12 protein-coding genes and 1 pseudogene are annotated in these 18,420 nt (G+C 71.7%); 4 read left to right on the top strand and 9 right to left on the bottom strand.

The features are described 5' to 3' along the window. Window positions 1–12: 12 nt before the first annotated feature. Window positions 13–3,315: a GH92 family glycosyl hydrolase gene (locus ABZ854_RS08065; protein ID WP_361206044.1), complete on the top strand. Its 3,303-nt coding sequence runs from the start codon at window positions 13–15 to the stop codon at window positions 3,313–3,315. Between the two features lie 147 nt (window positions 3,316–3,462). Further along, the gene (locus ABZ854_RS08060) at window positions 3,463–4,158 is read left to right on the top strand and encodes a hypothetical protein (RefSeq protein WP_361206041.1); all 696 of its coding nucleotides are present in this window, start codon (window positions 3,463–3,465) and stop codon (window positions 4,156–4,158) included. A gap of 21 nt (window positions 4,159–4,179) precedes the next feature. Here the strand turns inward: ABZ854_RS08060 and ABZ854_RS08055 are convergent, their stop codons facing one another. The 8 genes and pseudogenes from ABZ854_RS08055 to ABZ854_RS08020 all read right to left on the bottom strand — a co-directional run bounded on the left by ABZ854_RS08055 (window position 4,180) and on the right by ABZ854_RS08020 (window position 12,701). Further along, the gene (locus ABZ854_RS08055; RefSeq protein WP_361206038.1) at window positions 4,180–5,736 is read right to left on the bottom strand and encodes an NCS1 family nucleobase:cation symporter-1; all 1,557 of its coding nucleotides are present in this window, start codon (window positions 5,734–5,736) and stop codon (window positions 4,180–4,182) included. Window positions 5,737–5,762: 26 nt separating this feature from the next. Beyond that, window positions 5,763–6,785 (bottom strand): TIGR03842 family LLM class F420-dependent oxidoreductase, encoded by a 1,023-nt coding sequence (locus ABZ854_RS08050; RefSeq protein ID WP_361206035.1) that lies wholly within the window; start codon window positions 6,783–6,785, stop codon window positions 5,763–5,765. Window positions 6,786–6,796: 11 nt separating this feature from the next. Beyond that, on the bottom strand, window positions 6,797–8,206 hold the full coding sequence (gene hydA, locus ABZ854_RS08045; RefSeq protein ID WP_361206032.1) for a dihydropyrimidinase: 1,410 nt from the start codon (window positions 8,204–8,206) through the stop codon (window positions 6,797–6,799). Between the two features lie 118 nt (window positions 8,207–8,324). Next, window positions 8,325–9,167, bottom strand: a complete 843-nt coding sequence (locus ABZ854_RS08040; RefSeq protein ID WP_361206029.1) for a nitrilase-related carbon-nitrogen hydrolase — start codon at window positions 9,165–9,167, stop codon at window positions 8,325–8,327. Window positions 9,168–9,409: 242 nt separating this feature from the next. Continuing rightward, a pseudogene (locus ABZ854_RS08035) lies at window positions 9,410–10,132 on the bottom strand (PucR family transcriptional regulator ligand-binding domain-containing protein); the annotation flags it as partial. Window positions 10,133–10,152: 20 nt separating this feature from the next. Beyond that, window positions 10,153–11,436 (bottom strand): aspartate aminotransferase family protein, encoded by a 1,284-nt coding sequence (locus ABZ854_RS08030; protein ID WP_361206026.1) that lies wholly within the window; start codon window positions 11,434–11,436, stop codon window positions 10,153–10,155. Next, window positions 11,433–12,275, bottom strand: a complete 843-nt coding sequence (locus ABZ854_RS08025) for a nitrilase-related carbon-nitrogen hydrolase (protein ID WP_361206023.1) — start codon at window positions 12,273–12,275, stop codon at window positions 11,433–11,435. Before ABZ854_RS08025 ends, ABZ854_RS08030 begins: the two co-directional genes overlap by 4 nt. 174 nt (window positions 12,276–12,449) lie before the next feature. Beyond that, entirely contained in the window at window positions 12,450–12,701 is a 252-nt protein-coding gene (locus ABZ854_RS08020) for a helix-turn-helix transcriptional regulator (protein WP_361206021.1), read from the bottom strand. Window positions 12,702–12,798: 97 nt separating this feature from the next. Between ABZ854_RS08020 and map the strand changes: the two genes are divergently transcribed. Together map and ABZ854_RS08010 are read left to right on the top strand one after the other, a co-directional pair. After that, window positions 12,799–13,566, top strand: a complete 768-nt coding sequence (gene map, locus ABZ854_RS08015) for a type I methionyl aminopeptidase (RefSeq protein WP_361206018.1) — start codon at window positions 12,799–12,801, stop codon at window positions 13,564–13,566. Between the two features lie 479 nt (window positions 13,567–14,045). After that, on the top strand, window positions 14,046–16,601 hold the full coding sequence (locus ABZ854_RS08010; RefSeq protein ID WP_361206305.1) for an ATP-dependent Clp protease ATP-binding subunit: 2,556 nt from the start codon (window positions 14,046–14,048) through the stop codon (window positions 16,599–16,601). Between the two features lie 14 nt (window positions 16,602–16,615). Here ABZ854_RS08010 and ggt read toward each other — a convergent pair whose 3' ends face one another. Continuing rightward, a complete protein-coding gene (gene ggt / locus ABZ854_RS08005) occupies window positions 16,616–18,415 on the bottom strand; it encodes a gamma-glutamyltransferase (protein WP_361206016.1) in 1,800 nt (599 codons plus the stop codon). Window positions 18,416–18,420 lie beyond the last annotated feature (5 nt).

Raw genomic sequence — 18,420 nt, 5'->3', positions numbered from 1 at the left:
GAGACCGCTTCCATGCCCAGACCCCGCCGGCAGCTCCGCCGCCGCATATGCGACCGGGCGTCGACCGTCCTCGCCGCACTGCTCGTCACCGCCGGCGCCCTGGGCACGGCGTCGGCCGCCGCCCGGTCGACCGACTCCGGTCCCGAACTCACCCGGCTGGTCAACCCGTTCATCGGCACCGAGAACTCCGGCAACACGTTCCCCGGCGCGAGCGCCCCCTTCGGCATGGTCCAGGTCAGCCCGGACACCGGCGGCCAGGGAGGCTACGACTACCGGCAGGACACGATCTACGGGTTCAGCCAGACCCACCTCTCCGGCGTCGGCTGCCCCGTCATGGGCGAGTTGCCCCTGATGCCGACGACCGGAGCGGTCACCACCGTCGACCCGGGCGCCTACCGCTCGGCCTACACACACGACGACGAGGACGCCGAACCCGGCTACTACCGCGTCGGATTGAAGAAGTACGGCGTCGACGCCGAACTGACCGCCACGCCCCGCACCGGCTGGCAGCGCTACACGTTCCCCTCCACCGGCCGGGCCAACGTCCTGTTCAACACCGGCAAGGCCAACCAGAACGTGTTCGACTCTCAGGTCCATGTCGTCGGCGACCGGACGGTCGAGGGGCGTGTCGAGGCGGGCAACTTCTGCGCCGGCAAGGATCGGCACACCGTCTACTTCACCGCCACCTTCGACCGGCCCTTCGTCGCCCACGGAACCTGGCGGGGCAGCACCCCCGAACCCGGCGGCCGGGACGCGGCCGGCGCCGGCGGGAACGGCGCCTGGGTGACCTTCGACGCGAGCGCCGACCACGACGTCGTCGTCAAGGTGGGGCTGTCCTACACCGGCACGGCGGGCGCCCGGGAGAACCTCCGGGCGGAGACGGGCGACTCCTACGACTTCGACGCCACGCGTGCGGCACTGCGCGCGACCTGGGAGCGGCAGCTCACCTCGGTCCGGGTCGGCGGCGGGACGGCCGAGCGCCGACGCGCCTTCTACACCGCGCTCTACCACGCCCAGCTGCACCCGAATCTCGCCGGCGACGTCGACGGCCGGTACGCGGGCTTCGACGGGAAGACCCACACGGCCTCGGGGTACACGCCGTACCAGAACCTGTCGCTGTGGGACACGCACCGGCCGCAGAACCAGCTGCTGGAGATGCTCCGCCCGCGGGTCGCCCGTGACGTCGCGCTGTCGGTCGTCGCGATCGGGCGGGACGGCGGCTGGCTGCCGCGCTGGGCGCTCGCCAACAGCGAGACCAACATCATGACCGGCGACCCGGTGACCCCGTTCCTGGTCGAGGCGTGGTCCAAGGGCCTCCTCGCGGGTCACGAGAAGGAGGCGTACGCGCTCCTGAGGAAGAACGCCCTCAGCACGCCGCCGGCCGACTCCCCCTACAACGGCCGTGCGGGAGTGGTCGCCTACCAGGAGCGCGGATACATACCCAGCGGGCTGGTCCTCGGCAAGGACTGCCCCGACAAGGGCGGCGACAACGACTGCAGCCACCCCGCCTCGGCGACCCTGGAGTACGCGGCGGCGGACGCCTCGCTGGCCCTGATGGCGAAGGGGCTGGGGCACACCGCCGACGCCCGGATGTTCGCGGCACGCGGCCAGTGGTACCGGAACCTGTGGGACTCCTCCACCGGGCAGTTCCGGCCCCGCACGACCGACGGCACCTGGCTGACGCCGTACGACCCGGTGGAGGCCGGCCACCAGTTCCACGAGGGCGGCGCCTACCAGTACCAGTGGCTGGCCCCCCAGGACCCGGCCGGGCTCGTCTCCCTGATGGGCGGCAGGCGGGCGGCCGAGAAGCGGCTCGACGCGTTCTTCGCGTACGACAAGCTCCTCACGGACCCCGCAGGAACGGCTCGCGGGGACTGGATATCGGCACCGTACGACTACTACGGCAAGCCGACCTACAACCCGAACAACGAGCCCGACCTGCACGCCCCGTACATGTACCTGTGGGCCGGAGCACCCGCCAAGACCGCCACCGTGGTCCGCGCCGCGCTGACCCTCTTCACGGACGGGCCGGACGGCATGACCGGCAACGACGACCTGGGCACCATGTCCGCCTGGTACGTCTTCTCCTCCCTGGGGCTGTACCCGACGACCAACGGCGGCGGCTTCCTCGCCGTCTCCAGCCCGCAGTTCCCCTCGGCCGTCATCCGCCTCGGCGCCGACGGCGGGGAGCAGGGCGGCACGCTCACCATCACCGCGCCCGGGACGAGCGACACCCGGCGCTATGTGAAGCGGGCGGAGTTCGACGGCAAGGACCTGCGCGCCACCTGGCTGGACCGGGACGCCGTCGCCCACGGCGGAGACCTCGCCTTCACGATGGCCGACACGCCCTCGGCGTGGGGGACCGGCCGGGACGCCGAGCCGCCGTCCGTGAACCACGCGCCCGCCGACTCCCGCAGGCACCTCGCCGCCTCGCTCCGCACCGGCTCCGACGTCGTGCCGACCGCGAACAGCCCGCAGCACGTCCGCCTGACGCTCGACGTGCTGGGCCAGTCCCCCGGCACACTGCGCGTGCACGTCGGCGGCCAGGCCCCCAGCGGCTGGACCGTGCACACCCCCGGGCCCTTCTCGCTCAGGTCCCACCGACTGCCCGTCCAGCGGACCACGACGGTGGACGTGAGCGTGCCGGCCGGAACCGCGCCCGGCTCCTACCCCGTGCGGATCACCGCGGCCGCGAGGGGCGTGGCGAACGTCGTACGGGTCGCGACCGTCGAGGTGCGCACCGCGGGCCGCTGCGCGGCCGACGCCGGAGGGCAGTGCGCCGTCGGCCTCGGCGGGGAGCTGAACCACGACGGCACCGCGACCGTCGCCGCTTCCACCGAGGGCGACTTCGACGGAGCGGGCTGGAGCTACGACGGTGACCTGCTGCCCACGGCGGGCCCGTTCGTCCGGGACGGCGTGACCTACGACGCGCCCGACCCGTCCGGTACGGCCGCGAACTTCGTCGAGGCCCGCGGTCAGGCCCTGCTGCTCCCGGCGGGGTCCTACGGAACACTGCACCTGGTCGCCGCGTCCCACCACGGCCCGGTGACGACCACGCTCGCCGTCCGCTACACCGACGGCACCACCGCCGACGTGCCGGTCACCGTGGGCGACTGGGCGGGAGCGGCACCGCAGGGCAGCACCGTCATCGTGGACATGCCGCACCGGATCAGGAGCGGGCAGGGCGTGGACGGCCCGGCGGTGCGTCTCTTCGGTTCCGCCGGGGATCTCGACGCGTCGAAGACGGTGCGTTCCGTCGGCCTGCCGGACGATCCCCGGGTGCAGGTCTACGCGATCACCCTCGCCGGGGAATGACGCCGAGGCCCGACGCCCAGGACTGCCGCAAGGACAGAAAGGGACAAACAACACGGCATCGGATGGCCTGAGTTACCGGGCGGACACTCAGCGAGTTGACCCTTCCGCCGCACAGGTAGTCGTGTGAGACTGTCGTCCCCGTCCACCATGCGGACCCTTCCGTACCCCCTCCCCCACGAGAAGTGTGCCGTGCCCCTGCCTCTGCCGCTCGCCCTCACCGCGCGCCTGACGCCGGTCGCCGTGCTCGCCTGCGCCGGCTGGGCGCTGACGTCGGGTCCGGCCGCGCCGCCCGCCGCGGATCACCAGCCCGGCCCGGCGTCTCCCACGCACTCCTCCTCGGCGCCGTCGTCCACGGCGGTGTCGAAGTCGTACACCACCTCGCCCGCGCCCTGCGGCGCCGTGCCCGCGTCGACCGTGAAGTCCCTGGTTCCGGGTGCGAAGACGGCGGGCAAGGAGATCCCGTCGACCGACACCAAGCTGCGGCGCACCTGCTCCTGGAACGCCCTCGAGGGCTACGACTACCGGTGGCTCGACGTCTCCTTCGAGATCACGGAGTCGGACCAGGCGGCGCAGAAGGAGTACGAGGAGCGCGTCAAGGAGAAGAGCGGCGGAGGCGCCGTGCCGGGGCTCGGCGACTCCGCCTACTCCGTCGTGAACCTCACCACGGAGGACAAGCAGCAGACCCGTGAGGGGGTGGTGCTGGTGCGCGTCTCCAACGCGCTGGTGATCGTCACGTACAACGGGAGCGACTTCGAGACGAAGAAGGCGCCGGACACTGACGTGATCAACAAGGGGGCGATTCGAGCTGCGCGGGCTGCGGTGGGGGTTCTGCCCAAGGGGTGAGCTGCGCTCGGCCTCGCGTCCTCAACTGCGGGCCGGTGTGGGCTGGTCGCGCAGTTCCCCGCGCCCCTTTGGGGCGCTCGTCAGCATCAGCGTCAGATACACCACCAGCGACGTGCCCAGGCCCACTGCCCAGCCGTAGTCGGCCAGCGGGGAGAGGGCTGGGATGGGGCGGCCGTCCAGGAGGGGGTTGAAGTCGGCGCCGCCGATCGCGAGGATGCCGCCGGCCAGGAACGCGGTGACCGCGCGCCAGTTCCAGCCGGCTGTGTACCAGTAGCGGCCGTCCGGGCGGTACAGGTCGGTGAGGTCCAGGCGGGTGCGGCGCAGGAACCAGTAGTCGGCGATGAGGATGCCGGCGACGGTGCCGAGCAGGCCGCCGACCAGGCCGAGCCAGGTGAAGATGTAGCCCTGGGGGTCGGAGTACAGCTTCCAGGGGCAGATGACCACGGCGAGTACGGCGGTGATGAGCGCGCCGGTGCGGAAACTCACCCGGCGGGGCGCGATGTTGGAGAAGTCGAAGGCCGGGGAGACCAGGTTGGCCGCGATGTTCACGGACAGGGTCGCGACCAGCACGGTGACCAGGGCGTAGAGCAGTCCGACCACGTTGTCGGTCTTGGCGGCGAGCTGGACCGGGTCCCAGACCGGCTTGCCGTACACCGCCTGCGAACCGGAGGTCACCAGCACGGACAGGAAGGCGAAGAAGGTCATCGTGGTGGGCAGGCCGAGGGCCTGGCCGCGGGTCTGCGCCTTCTGGCTCCTGCCGTAGCGGGTGAAGTCCGGGATGTTCAGGGACAGCGTGGACCAGAAGCCGATCATGCCCATGAGGGAGGGCCAGAACAGCTTCCAGAAGTCGCCGCCCCAGCCCAGCTTCGACGGCTGGTCGAACAGCGGGCCGACGCCGCCGGCCTCGCTGCTCATCCACCACAGCATCACGAGCGCGCCGACGATCACGAAGGGGGCGGCCCAGTTCTCGAAGCGGCGGATGGTCTCCATGCCGCGGTGGATGATGGCGACCTGGAGCACCCAGAAGATCGCGAACGACAGCCACATCGTCCAGGCGTAGCCGCCGATGTGGGACGCGTTCGCCCAGCTGTCGCCGATGAGCTTCCCGGCGAGGAAGTAGATCGCCTCGCCGCCGATCCAGGTCTGGATGCCGAACCAGCCGCACGCCACCAACGCCCGTACGACGGCGGGCAGGTTGGCGCCGCGCACCCCGAAGGAGGCGCGGGCGAACACCGGGAAGGGGATGCCGTACTTGGGTCCGGCGTGCCCGGTGAGCAGCATCGGGACGAGCACGATCAGGTTGGCCAGGGCGATGGTGAACACCGCCTGTTTCCAGTCCATGCCGACGGCGATCAGACCGGAGGCCAGCGTCCAGGACGCCGTGTTGTGGGCCATGCCGACCCACAGCGCGGAGAAGTTGTACGTCGTCCAGGTGCGCCGGGCGACCGGGACGGGCAGCAGGTCGGCGTTGGCGTAGGGGCCGCTGGGCGGTGGAGTGCCGGGGGCGATCTCCACGCGCCCGTCGGCGAGCGTGACCTGGGCGGAGGACGGTATGCCGGGGGGAGCGGTGTCGGTCATGGGCAGCCCAATCGGAGGATGACCGGTTATCTGGAGTTGACGGCCGGGATGACCTCGGTCCCGTACGCGTCGATCACGGCTTCCCGCGCGTCGTGCATGTCGTACACGGCGAACTGGTCGACGCCCAGTTCGCGCAGCGCGTTCAGCTTCTCGATGTGCTTCTCGACCGGTCCGATCACGCAGAACCGGTCGACGATCTGGTCGGGCACGAAGGCGGTGTCCGGGTTGCCGCTGCGCCCGTGGTGGGAGTAGTCGTAGCCCTGGCGGGCCTTGATGTAGTCGGTGAGTTCGTCGGGGACCTGGGCGGAGTGCTCGCCGTACCTGGTGACCAGGTCGGCGACGTGGTTGCCGACCATGCCGCCGAACCAGCGGCACTGTTCGCGGGCGTGGGCGAGCGCCTCGGGCGAGTCGTTCTCGGTGACGTAGGCGGGGGCGGCCACACAGATGGTGACGGAGGCGGGGTCGCGTCCGGCGGCGACGGCGGCGTCCTTGACCGCCTTCACCATGTACTCGGTCAGATAGAGGTCGGACAGCTGGAGGATGAAGCCGTCGGCCTCCTCGCCGGCCATCTTGAGCGCCTTCGGACCGTACGCGGCCATCCACACGGGGAGTTCGGCGCCCTCCCCGACCCATGGGAACTTGATCACCGTGCCGCCGAGGTCGGCCTCCTCGCCCCGACCGAGGGCTCGGATGACCTTCATGGCCTCGCTGATCCGGACCAGCGTGTTGGGTTTGCGGCCGGCGACGCGCATAGCGGAGTCGCCGCGTCCGATGCCGCAGACGGTGCGGTTGCCGAACATGTCGTTGAGGGTGGCGAAGGTGGAGGCGGTCACCTCCCAGGTACGGGTGCCGGGGTTGGTGACCATCGGGCCGACGGTGAGCCGCGTGGTGTTCGCGAGGATCTGGCTGTAGATGACGAACGGCTCCTGCCACAGCACGGCGGAGTCGAAGGTCCAGCCGTGGCTGAACCCGTTGTGTTCGGCCCGCTGCATCAGGCTGACGACGCGGGAGGCCGGCGGGTCGGTCTGCAGGACGAGTCCGAAGTCCATGGGTGGCACTCCTAGCTGAGGTACTGGCAGGTGGAGCGCGGGGTGAACGCGCCGTGTCCGGCGCGTCCGGTGAACTCCCGCTCGGTGATGACCATCTCGCCGCGGGAGAGCACGGTCTCGACGCGGCCGGTGATGCGCCGGCCCTCGTAGGCCGAGTAGTCGACGTTCATGTGGTGGGTCTCGGCGGAGAGCACCTGCTCGGCGTGCGGGTCGTAGATGACGACGTCGGCGTCGGCGCCCGGGGCGATGGTGCCCTTCTTCGGATAGAGGCCGAACATCCGGGCCGGGGTGGCGCAGGCGATCTCGATCCAGCGGCGGCGGGAGATGTGCCCGTCGACGACGGCCTGGTGGAGCAGGTCCATGCGGTTCTCGACGCCCGGCAGCCCGTTGGGGATCTTGGAGAAGTCGCCGCGGCCCAGTTCCTTCTGGCCCACGAAGCAGAACGGGCAGTGGTCGGTGGAGACCACCTGGAGGTCGTTGGTCCTGAGGCCCTGCCACAGTGCGGCCTGGTGCTCCTTGGGCCGCAGCGGCGTGCTGCACACGTACTTGGCGCCCTCGAAGTCGGGCTCGGCGAGGTTGTCGGTGGACAGGAACAGGTACTGCGGGCAGGTCTCGCCGAAGACGTTCAGGCCCTGGTCGCGGGCACGGGCGAGTTCGGCGACGGCCTCGGTCGCCGAGACGTGGACGACGTACAGGGGGGCGCCCGCGACCTGGGCGAGGCGGATGGCGCGGTGGGTGGCCTCAGCCTCCAGCAGGGCCTTGCGGACCTCGCCGTGGTAGCGCGGGTCGGTCTCGCCCCGGGCGAGGGCCTGCTCGACCAGGACGTCGATGGCGATGCCGTTCTCGGCGTGCATCATGATCAGCCCGCCGTTCCCGGCGGCTCGCTGCATGGCCCGCAGGATCTGGCCGTCGTCGGAGTAGAAGACACCGGGGTACGCCATGAACTGCTTGAACGACGTGACCCCCTCTTCGACCAGGAGGTCCATCTCCTTGAGCGTCCTCGGGTTCACGTCCGAGACGATCATGTGGAAGCCGTAGTCGATCGCGCAGTTGCCCTCGGCCTTGGCGTGCCAGGCGTCCAGGCCGTCGCGCAGGGTGCCGCCGACGCTCTGGATGGCGAAATCGACGATGGTGGTCGTGCCGCCCCAGGCGGCGGCCCTCGTGCCGGTCTCGAAGGTGTCGGAGGCGTAGGTGCCGCCGAAGGGCATCTCCATGTGGGTGTGGCCGTCCACGCCGCCGGGGATGACGTACTTTCCGGTCGCGTCGATGAGGTTGTCCGCCGTCAGGGCTTCGGCGGCGGAGGTGCCGGTGGCCGCGATGGCGGCGATGCGGGTGTCTTCGATGAGGATGTCGGCGTGGATCTCGTCTGCGGCGGTGATGACCAGGCCGTTGCGGATGAGGGTGCGGTTGCGGGTGCTCATGGCCGACTCCCTTGTGGGCATGTGCGGGTTGTGTGTGGCTGGTCGCGCCCACGCAGCGGCAGCCGCAAATCGAATACAGTCCCGCGCCCCTTTCGGGGCGCCTCCCTGGGCCCCGCGTTTACGGCGCCGTCAGCGGGCCGTACGCGCTCGGGGCGCGGTCCCGGTAGAACTGCCAGCGGTCCCGTACCTCGCGGAGTTTGGCCAGGTCGAGGTCGCGGACGACGAGTTCGGTCTCCTTGTCGCTCGCCACCTCGCCGACGAACTGGGCCTCGGGGTCCACGAAGTAGGTCGTGCCGTAGAAGTCGTTGTCGCCGAGGTCCTCGACGCCGACCCGGTTGATCGCGCCGACGAAGTACTCGTTGGCGACGGCCGCCGCCGGCTGCTCCAGCTGCCACAGATAGCGGGAGAGGCCGCGCGAGGTCGCCGAGGGGTTGAAGACGATCTCGGCACCGGCGAGGCCCAGCGCCCGCCAGCCCTCCGGGAAGTGGCGGTCGTAGCAGATGTAGACGCCGATCCGGCCCACGGCGGTGTCGAAGACGGGCCAGCCGCCGTTGCCGGGGCGGAAGTAGAACTTCTCCCAGAATCCCTGGACTTGGGGAATGTGGGTCTTGCGGTACTTGCCGAGGTAGGAGCCGTCCGCGTCGATCACGGCGGCGGTGTTGTAGAGGACGCCCGGCTGCTCCTCCTCGTACATCGGCAGGATCAGGACGATGCCCAGCTCGCGGGCGAGGGCCTGGAAGCGGCGGACGGTCGGGCCGTCCGGGACTCGCTCGGCGTACTCGTAGAAGGCCTTGTCCTGGACCTGGCAGAAGTAGGGCCCGTAGAACAGCTCCTGGAAGCAGAGGACTTGGGCGCCCTGTGCGGCGGCGTCGCGGGCCGCCTGCTCGTGCACCTGGATCATGGACTCCTTGTCGCCGGTCCAGGCGGTCTGGAAGAGGGCGGCACGGATCACTCGGCTCATCGGGACCTCCGGTCGCTCGGTGTAGGGCGAGCCTAGGAAGCCGTACCGGCCGGATTGAGGTGCAGTGTGTCACGTCCGCGGGGGCGCGGCGTGCCACCGTGTCACGTGTTCGCCGAACCATGTTTCACCGCCGTTTTCCCTGGTCGTCACGGGTTTGGTCGTCACGGGTCTCACTGCTGCTGCGCATCGTGCGCGAGGAGCGCGATGTGCACGGAGGCGGCCTGCTCGAAGTCGTCGAGGTCGAGTTCGGCGCGGATCCAGCCGTCGCCGTCGGTGCCTCCCCCCGTGCCCGAACGGCCCGGGTGGTGTCCCCATGCCTGCCGGGCGATGCGTTCCCAGTCGCGCAGCACGTCGTCCACCGCGGGCCGCTCCCCCGCCGTGGCGAGGACGCGGTGGGCGAGGTTGGTGACGACGACGGGGCAGGCGGCGTGCTGGGCCACCTCGTCGAGCAGCCGGCCGAGCGGGGCGCCTGCGGTGATCAGCCCGGTGAGGGCGGTGCGTACCGTTTCCGACAGGCTGACGGCCGCGAACTTGCGCCGGACCAGCCGGCACTGCACCTCCTCCGTCAGTTCGGCGAAGGGGAACGGCCGGTGCAGGACCACCAGGGGCAGCCCGCACCGTTCGGCGGCGCGCCGCATCACCTCGGGCGGCGTCGGGAACGCCCGCCCGAGGCCGAGCACGACGGCGGCGGCCTCCGCGCGGTGCAGGGACTGGATGTACTCGGCCTGCTTGGCCTCGTCACCGGCGAGGAGCACGCCGGTGGTGAGGACCATCTCGCCGCCGGTGAGCATCACGCCGACGTCGGCGGCCTCGGCGACGTGCACCCAGCGCACCGGCCGGTCCAGTTGCCCGGCCCCGGCCACCACCTCGGGTTCCCCGGCGAGCACCCGTTCCAGGGTGAGCACCTGCCGGACGGAGAGGGCGGGTTCGAAGGTCTGCCGCGGGTCGGGGACGGTGAGGGCCATGGCGCTGTCCTTCAGGTGATTCAGTACGTGCTCCTGAGGGCGCGTTCGAGGATCGCCGCGCCCTCCTCGGCCTCCGACACGGTCAGCGACAGCGGTGGGGCGACGCGCAGGGCGCTGGTGCTGTGGCCGCCGCCCTTGCCGATGAGGAGCCCGCCCTCGCGGGCCGCCTCCAGGACGGCGGCGGCCGCCCGCGGATCGGCCTCGTCCGTGCCCGGTCTGACGAGTTCGACGCCGATCATCAGGCCGCGCCCGCGCACCTCGCGGACGCCGGGCAGCTGGGCGCCGACGGACCGCAGCCGTTCCATGAGCAGGCCACCGACCCGGCGGGCGTTGCCCTGGAGGTCGTGTTCGAGCAGGTAGGTGAGGTTGGCGAGGGCGCCGGCCATGGTGACCTGGGTGCCGCCGAAGGTGGAGATGCTGTTGGAGTCCAGGCAGTTCATGATCTCGGCGCGGGCGACGACGCCGCCGACGGACATGCCGTTGCCGATGCCCTTGGCGAAGGTGACGATGTCGGGCGGCCCGCTGCGGGCGTGGGCCTGCCAGCCCCAGAAGTGCTCGCCGGTGCGGCCCCAGCCGGTCTGCACCTCGTCGGCGATCCACAGGATCCCGTGCTCGTGGAGCACCTCGCGGAAGGCGGCGTAGAGGCCGTCGGGGGGTGAGGTGAAGCCGCCGACGCCCTGGATGGGTTCGGCGATCAGCGCGGCGGGCGGGCGGGTGTGGCCGAGGATGTCCTTCAGGTCCGCGACGCAGGCGTCGATGAACGCACGGTCGTCGAGTTCCGCGAACGGGCCGCGGCTGCGGACGCCGCCGTGGACGTAGAGGGTCTGCAGCGGGGAAAGGGAGGTCGGGGACCAGCTGTTGTTGCCAGTGATGCCGACCGTGCTGAACGAGCGGCCGTGGTAGCTGTTGCGCATGGCGAGCACGGTGTTGCTGCGCCGGAACGCCGTGGCGAGCAGCAGGGCGGTGTCGTTGGCCTCGGTGCCGGAGGTGGTGAGGAAGACGCGGGCGTCCGGGATGCCGCTCAACTGGGCGATGCGTTCGGCGAGTTCGACCATCGGCCGGTTGAGGTAGAGGGTCGAGGAGTGGATGATCCGGCCGGCCTGCTCACTGACCGCCTTCGTCACCTCGGGCAGGGCGTGCGCGGTCATCGTGGTGAGGATGCCGCCGAAGAAGTCCAGGTACTTGTTGCCCTCGGCGTCCCAGACGTGGCGGCCCTCGCCGTGGGTGATCTCCATCGGCTCGTCGTAGTAGAGGGCGAGCCAGTCCGGGAGGACGGCGCGGTGGCGGGCGTAGAGGTCGGTCACGGCTGCACCAGTCCTTCGTAGGCGTCGGGGCGGCGGTCGCGGTAGAAGGCCCACTGCTGCCGGACCTGCTCGATGAGGTCGAAGTCGAGGTCGCGGACGACGAGTTCCTCGGTCTTGTCACTCGCCGGGTCGCCGACGAACCGGCCGCGCGGGTCGACGAAGTAGCTGGTGCCGTAGAAGTCGTTGTCGCCGTACTCCTCCTGGCCGACGCGGTTGATGGCGGCGACGAAGTACTCGTTGGCCACGGCCGCCGCGGGCTGCTCCAGCTGCCACAGGTAGGAGGAGAGGCCGCGGTGGGTGGCGGAGGGGTTGTAGACCAGCTGGGCGCCGTTGAGGCCGAGTTGGCGCCAGCCCTCGGGGAAGTGACGGTCGTAGCAGATGTAGACGCCGACCTTGCCGACGGCGGTGTCGAAGACGGGCCAGCCGAGGTTTCCGGGTTTGAAGTAGTACTTCTCCCAGAAGCCCTTGACCTGCGGAATGTGGTGCTTGCGGTACTTGCCGAGGTAGCTGCCGTCGGCGTCGATGACGGCGGCGGTGTTGTAGTAGAACCCGGACTGCTCGACCTCGAAGACGGGGACGACGATCACCATGCCGGTCTCGCGGGCCAGCTCCCGCATCCGGGTCACGGTCGGCCCGTCGGGCACCGGCTCGGCCCAGCGGTAGTGCTCGGGCTCCTGGACCTGGCAGAAGTACGGCGCGTTGAAGACTTCCTGGAAGCCGATGACCTGCGCGCCCCGGCGTGCCGCCTCGCGCGCGTGCTCCTCGTGTTTCGCCACCATGGACCCGGTGTCGCCGGTCCAGGTCGCCTGGACCAGGGCGGCACGTACGACGTTGGCCATGAGCTGCTCCTTCGACGCGACGTCCGAGCCTCTACGCCCGTAGAAACGGCCGTAGAGGGACGAACGTAAGCCTCTCGGGCGGCCTTGCCAAGACCATCGTCGCCAACCCCGCGGAGTCGATCACGATTGACACCCCTGTGGGTGAGCGGGCGCCCCGCCCGGGCGGCGGTTCCGTCAGGCGCCCACCGGCGCGCACCGGGCCGTGAGGTCGTCCATGGAGAGGCCGAGCACGCGGGCCAGGGCCGCGACGGTGAAGAACGCGGGGGTCGGCGCGCGGCCGGTCTCGATCTTCCTCAGCGTCTCGGCGGAGACGCCCGCCTCGGCGGCGACCTCGGCCATGCTCCGGGCACCGCGCGCCTCGCGGAGCAGCCGGCCGAGCTGTTCGCCGCGTTCGCGCTCTTCGGGGGTGAGGGGGGTGCGCACCATGCGCCCATTCTAATACCGGCCGCCTTCGACGAGGCTGGCTGGATTTGCGGGGACCCCACCCCAAGGCGCCAATTCAAATACCGGTATAGTAATTGGCATGATGGAACTGAAGACGGACGCGTCGATCGACGCGATGTACGCGGCGGGCCAGGTCGTCGGCCGAGCCCTCACGGCCGTACGGCAGGCCGCGGACGTCGGTGTCAGCCTGCTGGAGCTGGACGAGGTGGCCCGGGAGGTGCTGCGCGAGGCCGGTGCCTCCTCGCCCTTCCTCGGCTACCGTCCCGCCTTCGCGCCGGTTCCCTTCCCGGCCGTCGTCTGCACCTCGGTCAACGACGCGATCGTGCACGGCGTCCCGACCGCGTACCGCCTCCGGGACGGGGACCTGGTCTCGGTCGACTGCGGCGCCGAGCTGGACGGCTGGGTCGGCGACTCCGCGATCAGCTTCGTGGTGGGCCGGCCCGACCCCGCGGACCTGCTGCTGGTCGAGACCGCCGAGCGGGCGCTGGCGGCGGGCATCGGGGCGGCCGTCGTCGGCAACCGGATCGGCGACATCGCGCACGCCGTGGGGCGGGTCTGCCGCGACGCCGGGTACGGCATCATGTCCGGCTTCGGCGGCCACGGCGTCGGCCGGCGCATGCACGAGGACCCCGAGGTCCCCAACGAGGGCCGGCCCGGACGTGGCCTGCCCCTGCGGCCCGGCATGGTCCTGGCGATCGAGCCGATGCTGATCGCGGGCGGCACGGACGGCTACTTCTCGGCGCCGGACGGCTGGACCCTGCGCACCACCGACGGCTCCCGCGCGGCCCACGCGGAGCACACGGTGGCGATCACGGAGCGGGGGCCGCGGGTCCTGACGGGGCGGTAGAGGGGCCTGTGGCGCGGGTCGGGACCCGTGCCGGTGGCGCCGCCCTCCCGGGCGGGGGGTGCTGTCGTACGGCGGCTGCGGGGCCGTAGGGGCTGGTCGCGCAGTTCCCCGCGCCCCTCACGCCCTCCCGGGCGGGGGGTGCCGTCGTGCAGTGGTGCGGGTCCGTGAGGGCTGGGCGCGCCGTTCCCCGCGCCCCTCACGCCCTCCCGGGCGGGGGGTGCCGTCGTGCAGTGGTGCGGGTCCGTGAGGGCTGGGCGCGCCGTTCCCCGCGCCCCTCACGCCCTCCCGGGCGGGGGGTGCCGTCGTACGGCGGGCGCGGGTCCGTGGAGGCTGGGCGCGCAGGTCCTTGCGCTGCTTTGGGGGGCGTTCCCTCGCCTTGTGCACGTGCTCTTCGCAAAAGGGCGTGGGATCGTGGCATGAGCGACCGCCACCGGGGTTACCCGTCCGCTCCGCACGTCGTCAGCGAAGGAACCCGCGCCATGACCAACGGCTACCCTCCTGACCCCTTCGGTGATTTCCTGGCCCGCTTCTTCGCCGGGAACACCGGCGGACCCTACGGCAGGACCGGCGGAGCACCCCGGCACATCGACATCGGCCGGCTGCTCAGCCAGCCGGCCCGGGAGCTGGTCAGAGGAGCCGCGCAGTACGCCGCCGAGCACGGCAGCCGCGACCTGGACACCCAGCACCTGCTGCGCGCCGCCGTGGCCGCCGAGCCCACCCGGAGTCTGCTGACCCGGGCGGGCGCGGACCCGGACTCGCTGGCCACGGAGATCGACGACCGGTCCGGGCCGGTGCAGCACGCCCCGGAGGAGGCGCCGCCGCCGACCTCCCTGTCGCTCACCCCCGCCGTCAAGCGGGCCCTGCTCGACGCGCACGACATGGCACGGGCGAGCGGCGCCGGGTACATCGGCCCGGAGCACGTGCTCAGCGCGCTGGCCGCGAACCCGGACTCGGCGGCCGGGCACATCCTGAACGCGGCCCGCTTCTCGGCCGGCCGGCTGCCGCCGGAGACCCAGGAAAGCGCGCCCCCGAGGCCCGAGCGGCAGCGCTCCTCGTCGACGCCGACGCTGGACAAGTACGGCCGCGATCTGACCGAGCTGGCCCGGCACGGCCGGATCGACCCCGTCATCGGCCGCGACGACGAGATCGAGCAGACCATCGAGGTGCTGTCCCGGCGCGGGAAGAACAACCCCGTGCTGATCGGCGACGCCGGGGTCGGCAAGACGGCCGTCGTCGAGGGGCTCGCGCAGCGCATCACCGACGGCGACGTGCCGGACGTCCTCATCGGGCGCCGGCTGATCGCGCTGGACCTCACCGGGGTCGTTGCCGGCACCCGGTACCGGGGCGACTTCGAGGAACGCATGAACAACATCGTCGAGGAGATCCGCGCGAACTCCGACCGGCTGATCGTCTTCATCGACGAACTGCACACGGTCGTGGGCGCCGGTTCCGGCGGCGAGGGCGGCGCGCTGGACGCCGGCAACATCCTCAAGCCCGCGTTGGCCCGGGGCGAGCTGCACGTCGTCGGCGCGACCACGCTGGAGGAGTTCCGCCGGATCGAGAAGGACGCGGCGCTGGCCCGCCGCTTCCAGCCGATCCTGGTGCCCGAGCCGACCGTCGCGGACACCGTCGAGATCCTGCGCGGGCTGCGCGACCGCTACGAGGCCCACCACCAGGTCCGCTACACCGACGAGGCGCTCCTCGCCGCCGTCGAGCTGTCCGACCGCTACCTCACCGACCGCAGGCTGCCCGACAAGGCGATCGACCTGATCGACCAGGCGGGCGCCCGGGTCCGGCTGGGTTCCCGGACGAAGGGCACCGACGTGCGCGCCATGGAGCGCGAGGTCGAGCAGCTGGTCCGGGACAAGGACCAGGCCGTCGCCGACGAGAGCTACGAGCAGGCCACGCAACTGCGCGACCGGATCGGCGAGCTGAAGCGGCGGATCGCCGAGGCGAGCGGCGGCGACAAGGCCGACGAGGGACTGGACCTGGAGGTGACGGCCGAGGCCGTCGCCGAGGTCGTGTCCCGGCGGACCGGCATCCCGGTCAGCCGCCTCACCCAGGAGGAGAAGGAGCGCCTGCTCGGCCTGGAGGAGCACCTGCACCAGCGGGTGGTCGGCCAGGAGGAGGCGGTCGCCGTGGTCTCCGAGGCGGTGCTGCGCTCGCGCGCCGGGCTCGCCAGCCCGGAGCGGCCGATCGGCAGCTTCCTGTTCCTCGGCCCGACCGGCGTCGGCAAGACCGAGCTGGCGCGGGCGCTCGCCGAGGCGCTGTTCGGCAGCGAGGACCGGATGGTCCGGCTCGACATGAGCGAGTACCAGGAGCGGCACACCGTCTCCCGGCTGGTCGGCGCCCCGCCCGGCTACGTCGGCCACGAGGAGGCCGGCCAGCTCACCGAGGTGGTGCGCCGGCACCCGTACTCGCTGCTGCTGCTCGACGAGGTGGAGAAGGCCCACCCGGACGTCTTCAACATCCTGCTCCAGGTGCTGGACGACGGCCGCCTCACCGACTCGCAGGGCCGCACGGTCGACTTCACCAACACGGTCATCGTGATGACCAGCAACCTCGGCTCCGAGGCGATCACCCGGCGGGGCGCCGGGATCGGCTTCGGACCGGGCGGCGCCCAGGCGGACGAGGACGCGCGGCGCGAGCAGATCCTGCGGCCGCTGCGGGAGCACTTCCGGCCGGAGTTCCTCAACCGCATCGACGAGGTCGTCGTCTTCCGGCAGCTGACGAGTGAGCAGCTCCGCCGGATCACCGACCTGTTGCTGGAGCGCACCCGCCGGCTCGTGGACGGGCAGGGGGCGACGGTGCGGTTCACCGGTGCGGCCGTCGACTGGCTCGCCGAGCGCGGCTACCAGCCGGAGTACGGCGCCCGCCCGCTGCGCCGCACCATCCAGCGGGAGGTGGACAACCAGCTGTCCCGGCTGCTCCTGAACGGCACGATCACCGAGGGCAGCCGGGTCACCGTGGACACGTCGGACGGGCGGCTGGAGTTCCGCACGGAGGAGGACCCGCCACCACAACCGGAGTTGTGACGGCCCGACGTGCCCTACGGCGCCGGGTGGACCACCATCGCCGAGCCGCCGCCGCGCCGTACCCGCTCCGCGGCGGCCAGCCACTTCCCGTCCGGGAGCCGCTGGACGCCCGTCGCCGCGCCGATCTCGGGGTTGAGCGTGAAGCTGTGCCCGATGGCTTCCAGCCTGCCTCGCAACGCGCTGTCGTACAGGGCGGGTTCCAGCTCGGTCCGCGCGGCGTTGCGCTGGCTGGCGCGCGGCGCCGCGATGGCGTCGACCAGCGGCAGGTGCCGGTCGACGAACTCGGTGAGCACCTGGAGCACGGTGGTGATGATGGTCGCGCCGCCGGGTGAACCGAGCGCCACGACCGGCTTGTCGTGCCGGTCCAGGACGATGGTCGGGGAGATCGACGAGCGGGGCCGCTTGCCCGGTCCGGGCAGGTTCGGGTCGTGGACGGCCGGGTTGGCCGGGGTGAAGGAGAAGTCGGTCAGCTCGTTGTTGAGCAGGAAGCCGCGGCCGGGGACGGTCATGCCGCTGCCGCCGGTCTGCTCGATGGTGAGCGTGTAGGAGACGACGTTGCCCCACTTGTCGGCGACCGTCAGATGGGTGGTGTGCTGCCCCTCGTACGTCGTAGGCGCCGCCGTACCCCCGGAGCGGCAGGCCGCCGGGTGGCGCGGGTCGCCCGGTGCGAGCGGGCTGGTGAGGACCGCGTCGTCCCGGACGAGGCAGGCCCGTGAGTCGGCGAACCGCTGGGAGAGCAGCTGCCGGGTCGGCACGTCCTCGAAGGCGGGGTCGCCGACCCAGCGCCCGCGGTCGGCGAACGCGATCCGGCTCGCCTCGATGAAGTGGTGCAGGTACTGCGTCTCGCTCACCCGCGAAAGAGGGGTGTCCTCCATGATGTTGAGCGCCTCGCCGACCGTGGTGCCGCCGGAGGAGGAGGGTGCGATGGAGTACACCTTCAGCCCCCGGTACGACGTCTCGGTCGGCCGCTGGAGCTTGGCGCGGTAGGCGGCGAGGTCCTGGGCGGACAGCTTGCCGGGGCGGGCGTTCCAGCCGGAGGCGGGGTTCACGGGCGGCTTGTTCACGGTGGCGACGATGTCCCTGCCGAGGTCGCCGTGGTAGATCGCGCCCATGCCCTTGCGGGCGAGTTCCTCGTAGGTGCGGGCCAGTTCGGGGTTCTTGAAGGTGGAGCCCACGGCGGGGAGGTTTCCGCCGGGCAGGAACAGCTTGGCGGTGTCGGGGAAGTAGCGGAACCGCGTCTCGTTGGACGCGGTCTGGGAGCGGAAGGTGTCGTCGACGGTGAAGCCGTGCCGGGCGATCCGCTCGGCGGGCTTCAGGACCGTGCCGAGCCGTCTGCTGCCCCACTGGTCCAGCGCGGTCTGCCAGGTGGCGGGGGTGCCCGGGGTGCCGACGCTGAGGCCGCTGGTGACGGCGTCGGCGAAGGAGAGGGGCTTGCCGTCCTCCACGAACAGCTGCGAGTCCGCGGTGAGCGGCGCGGTCTCACGGCCGTCGATGGTGTGCACGGTACGGGACTTGGCGTCGTAGTAGACGAAGAAGCCGCCGCCCCCGACGCCGGCGGAGTACGGCTCGGTGACGCCGAGCGCCGCGGCGGTGGCGACGGCCGCGTCGACCGCGTTGCCGCCCTCGCGCAGGACCTCGATACCGGCGGCGGTGGCGTCCGCGTCCACGCTGGCGACCGCGCCGCCGTAGCCGACGGCCACCGGGGTCTTGGCCGGCCGCTCACCGGTGGCCCCCGGCGGTGCGGCCGCGCCCACCGTGACCAGGGCGGCCGAGACCGCCAGAACCGCCAGCTTCCGCGTGCCAGGACGACCCATGTGCG

Source organism: Streptomyces sp. NPDC047028 (genome assembly GCF_040644095.1).
Classification (GTDB): domain Bacteria; phylum Actinomycetota; class Actinomycetes; order Streptomycetales; family Streptomycetaceae; genus Streptomyces.
Note: the sequence above shows the minus strand (reverse complement) of the source record. Positions and strands in the feature narration are given on the sequence as shown.

Excerpts from the sequence above, each read along its gene's own strand:
- ABZ854_RS08040 (WP_361206029.1), bottom strand. The coding sequence starts at position 9,167 with ATGAGCCGAGTGATCCGTGCCGCCCTCTTCCAGACCGCCTGGACCGGC.
- ABZ854_RS08050 (WP_361206035.1), bottom strand. The coding sequence starts at position 6,785 with ATGGACTTCGGACTCGTCCTGCAGACCGACCCGCCGGCCTCCCGCGTC.
- ABZ854_RS08060 (WP_361206041.1), top strand. The coding sequence starts at position 3,463 with ATGCGGACCCTTCCGTACCCCCTCCCCCACGAGAAGTGTGCCGTGCCC.
- ABZ854_RS08020 (WP_361206021.1), bottom strand. The coding sequence starts at position 12,701 with ATGGTGCGCACCCCCCTCACCCCCGAAGAGCGCGAACGCGGCGAACAG.
- map (WP_361206018.1), top strand. The coding sequence starts at position 12,799 with ATGATGGAACTGAAGACGGACGCGTCGATCGACGCGATGTACGCGGCG.
- ggt (WP_361206016.1), bottom strand. The coding sequence starts at position 18,415 with ATGGGTCGTCCTGGCACGCGGAAGCTGGCGGTTCTGGCGGTCTCGGCC.
- hydA (WP_361206032.1), bottom strand. The coding sequence starts at position 8,206 with ATGAGCACCCGCAACCGCACCCTCATCCGCAACGGCCTGGTCATCACC.
- ABZ854_RS08010 (WP_361206305.1), top strand. The coding sequence starts at position 14,046 with ATGACCAACGGCTACCCTCCTGACCCCTTCGGTGATTTCCTGGCCCGC.
- ABZ854_RS08065 (WP_361206044.1), top strand. The coding sequence starts at position 13 with ATGCCCAGACCCCGCCGGCAGCTCCGCCGCCGCATATGCGACCGGGCG.
- ABZ854_RS08055 (WP_361206038.1), bottom strand. The coding sequence starts at position 5,736 with ATGACCGACACCGCTCCCCCCGGCATACCGTCCTCCGCCCAGGTCACG.
- ABZ854_RS08025 (WP_361206023.1), bottom strand. The coding sequence starts at position 12,275 with ATGGCCAACGTCGTACGTGCCGCCCTGGTCCAGGCGACCTGGACCGGC.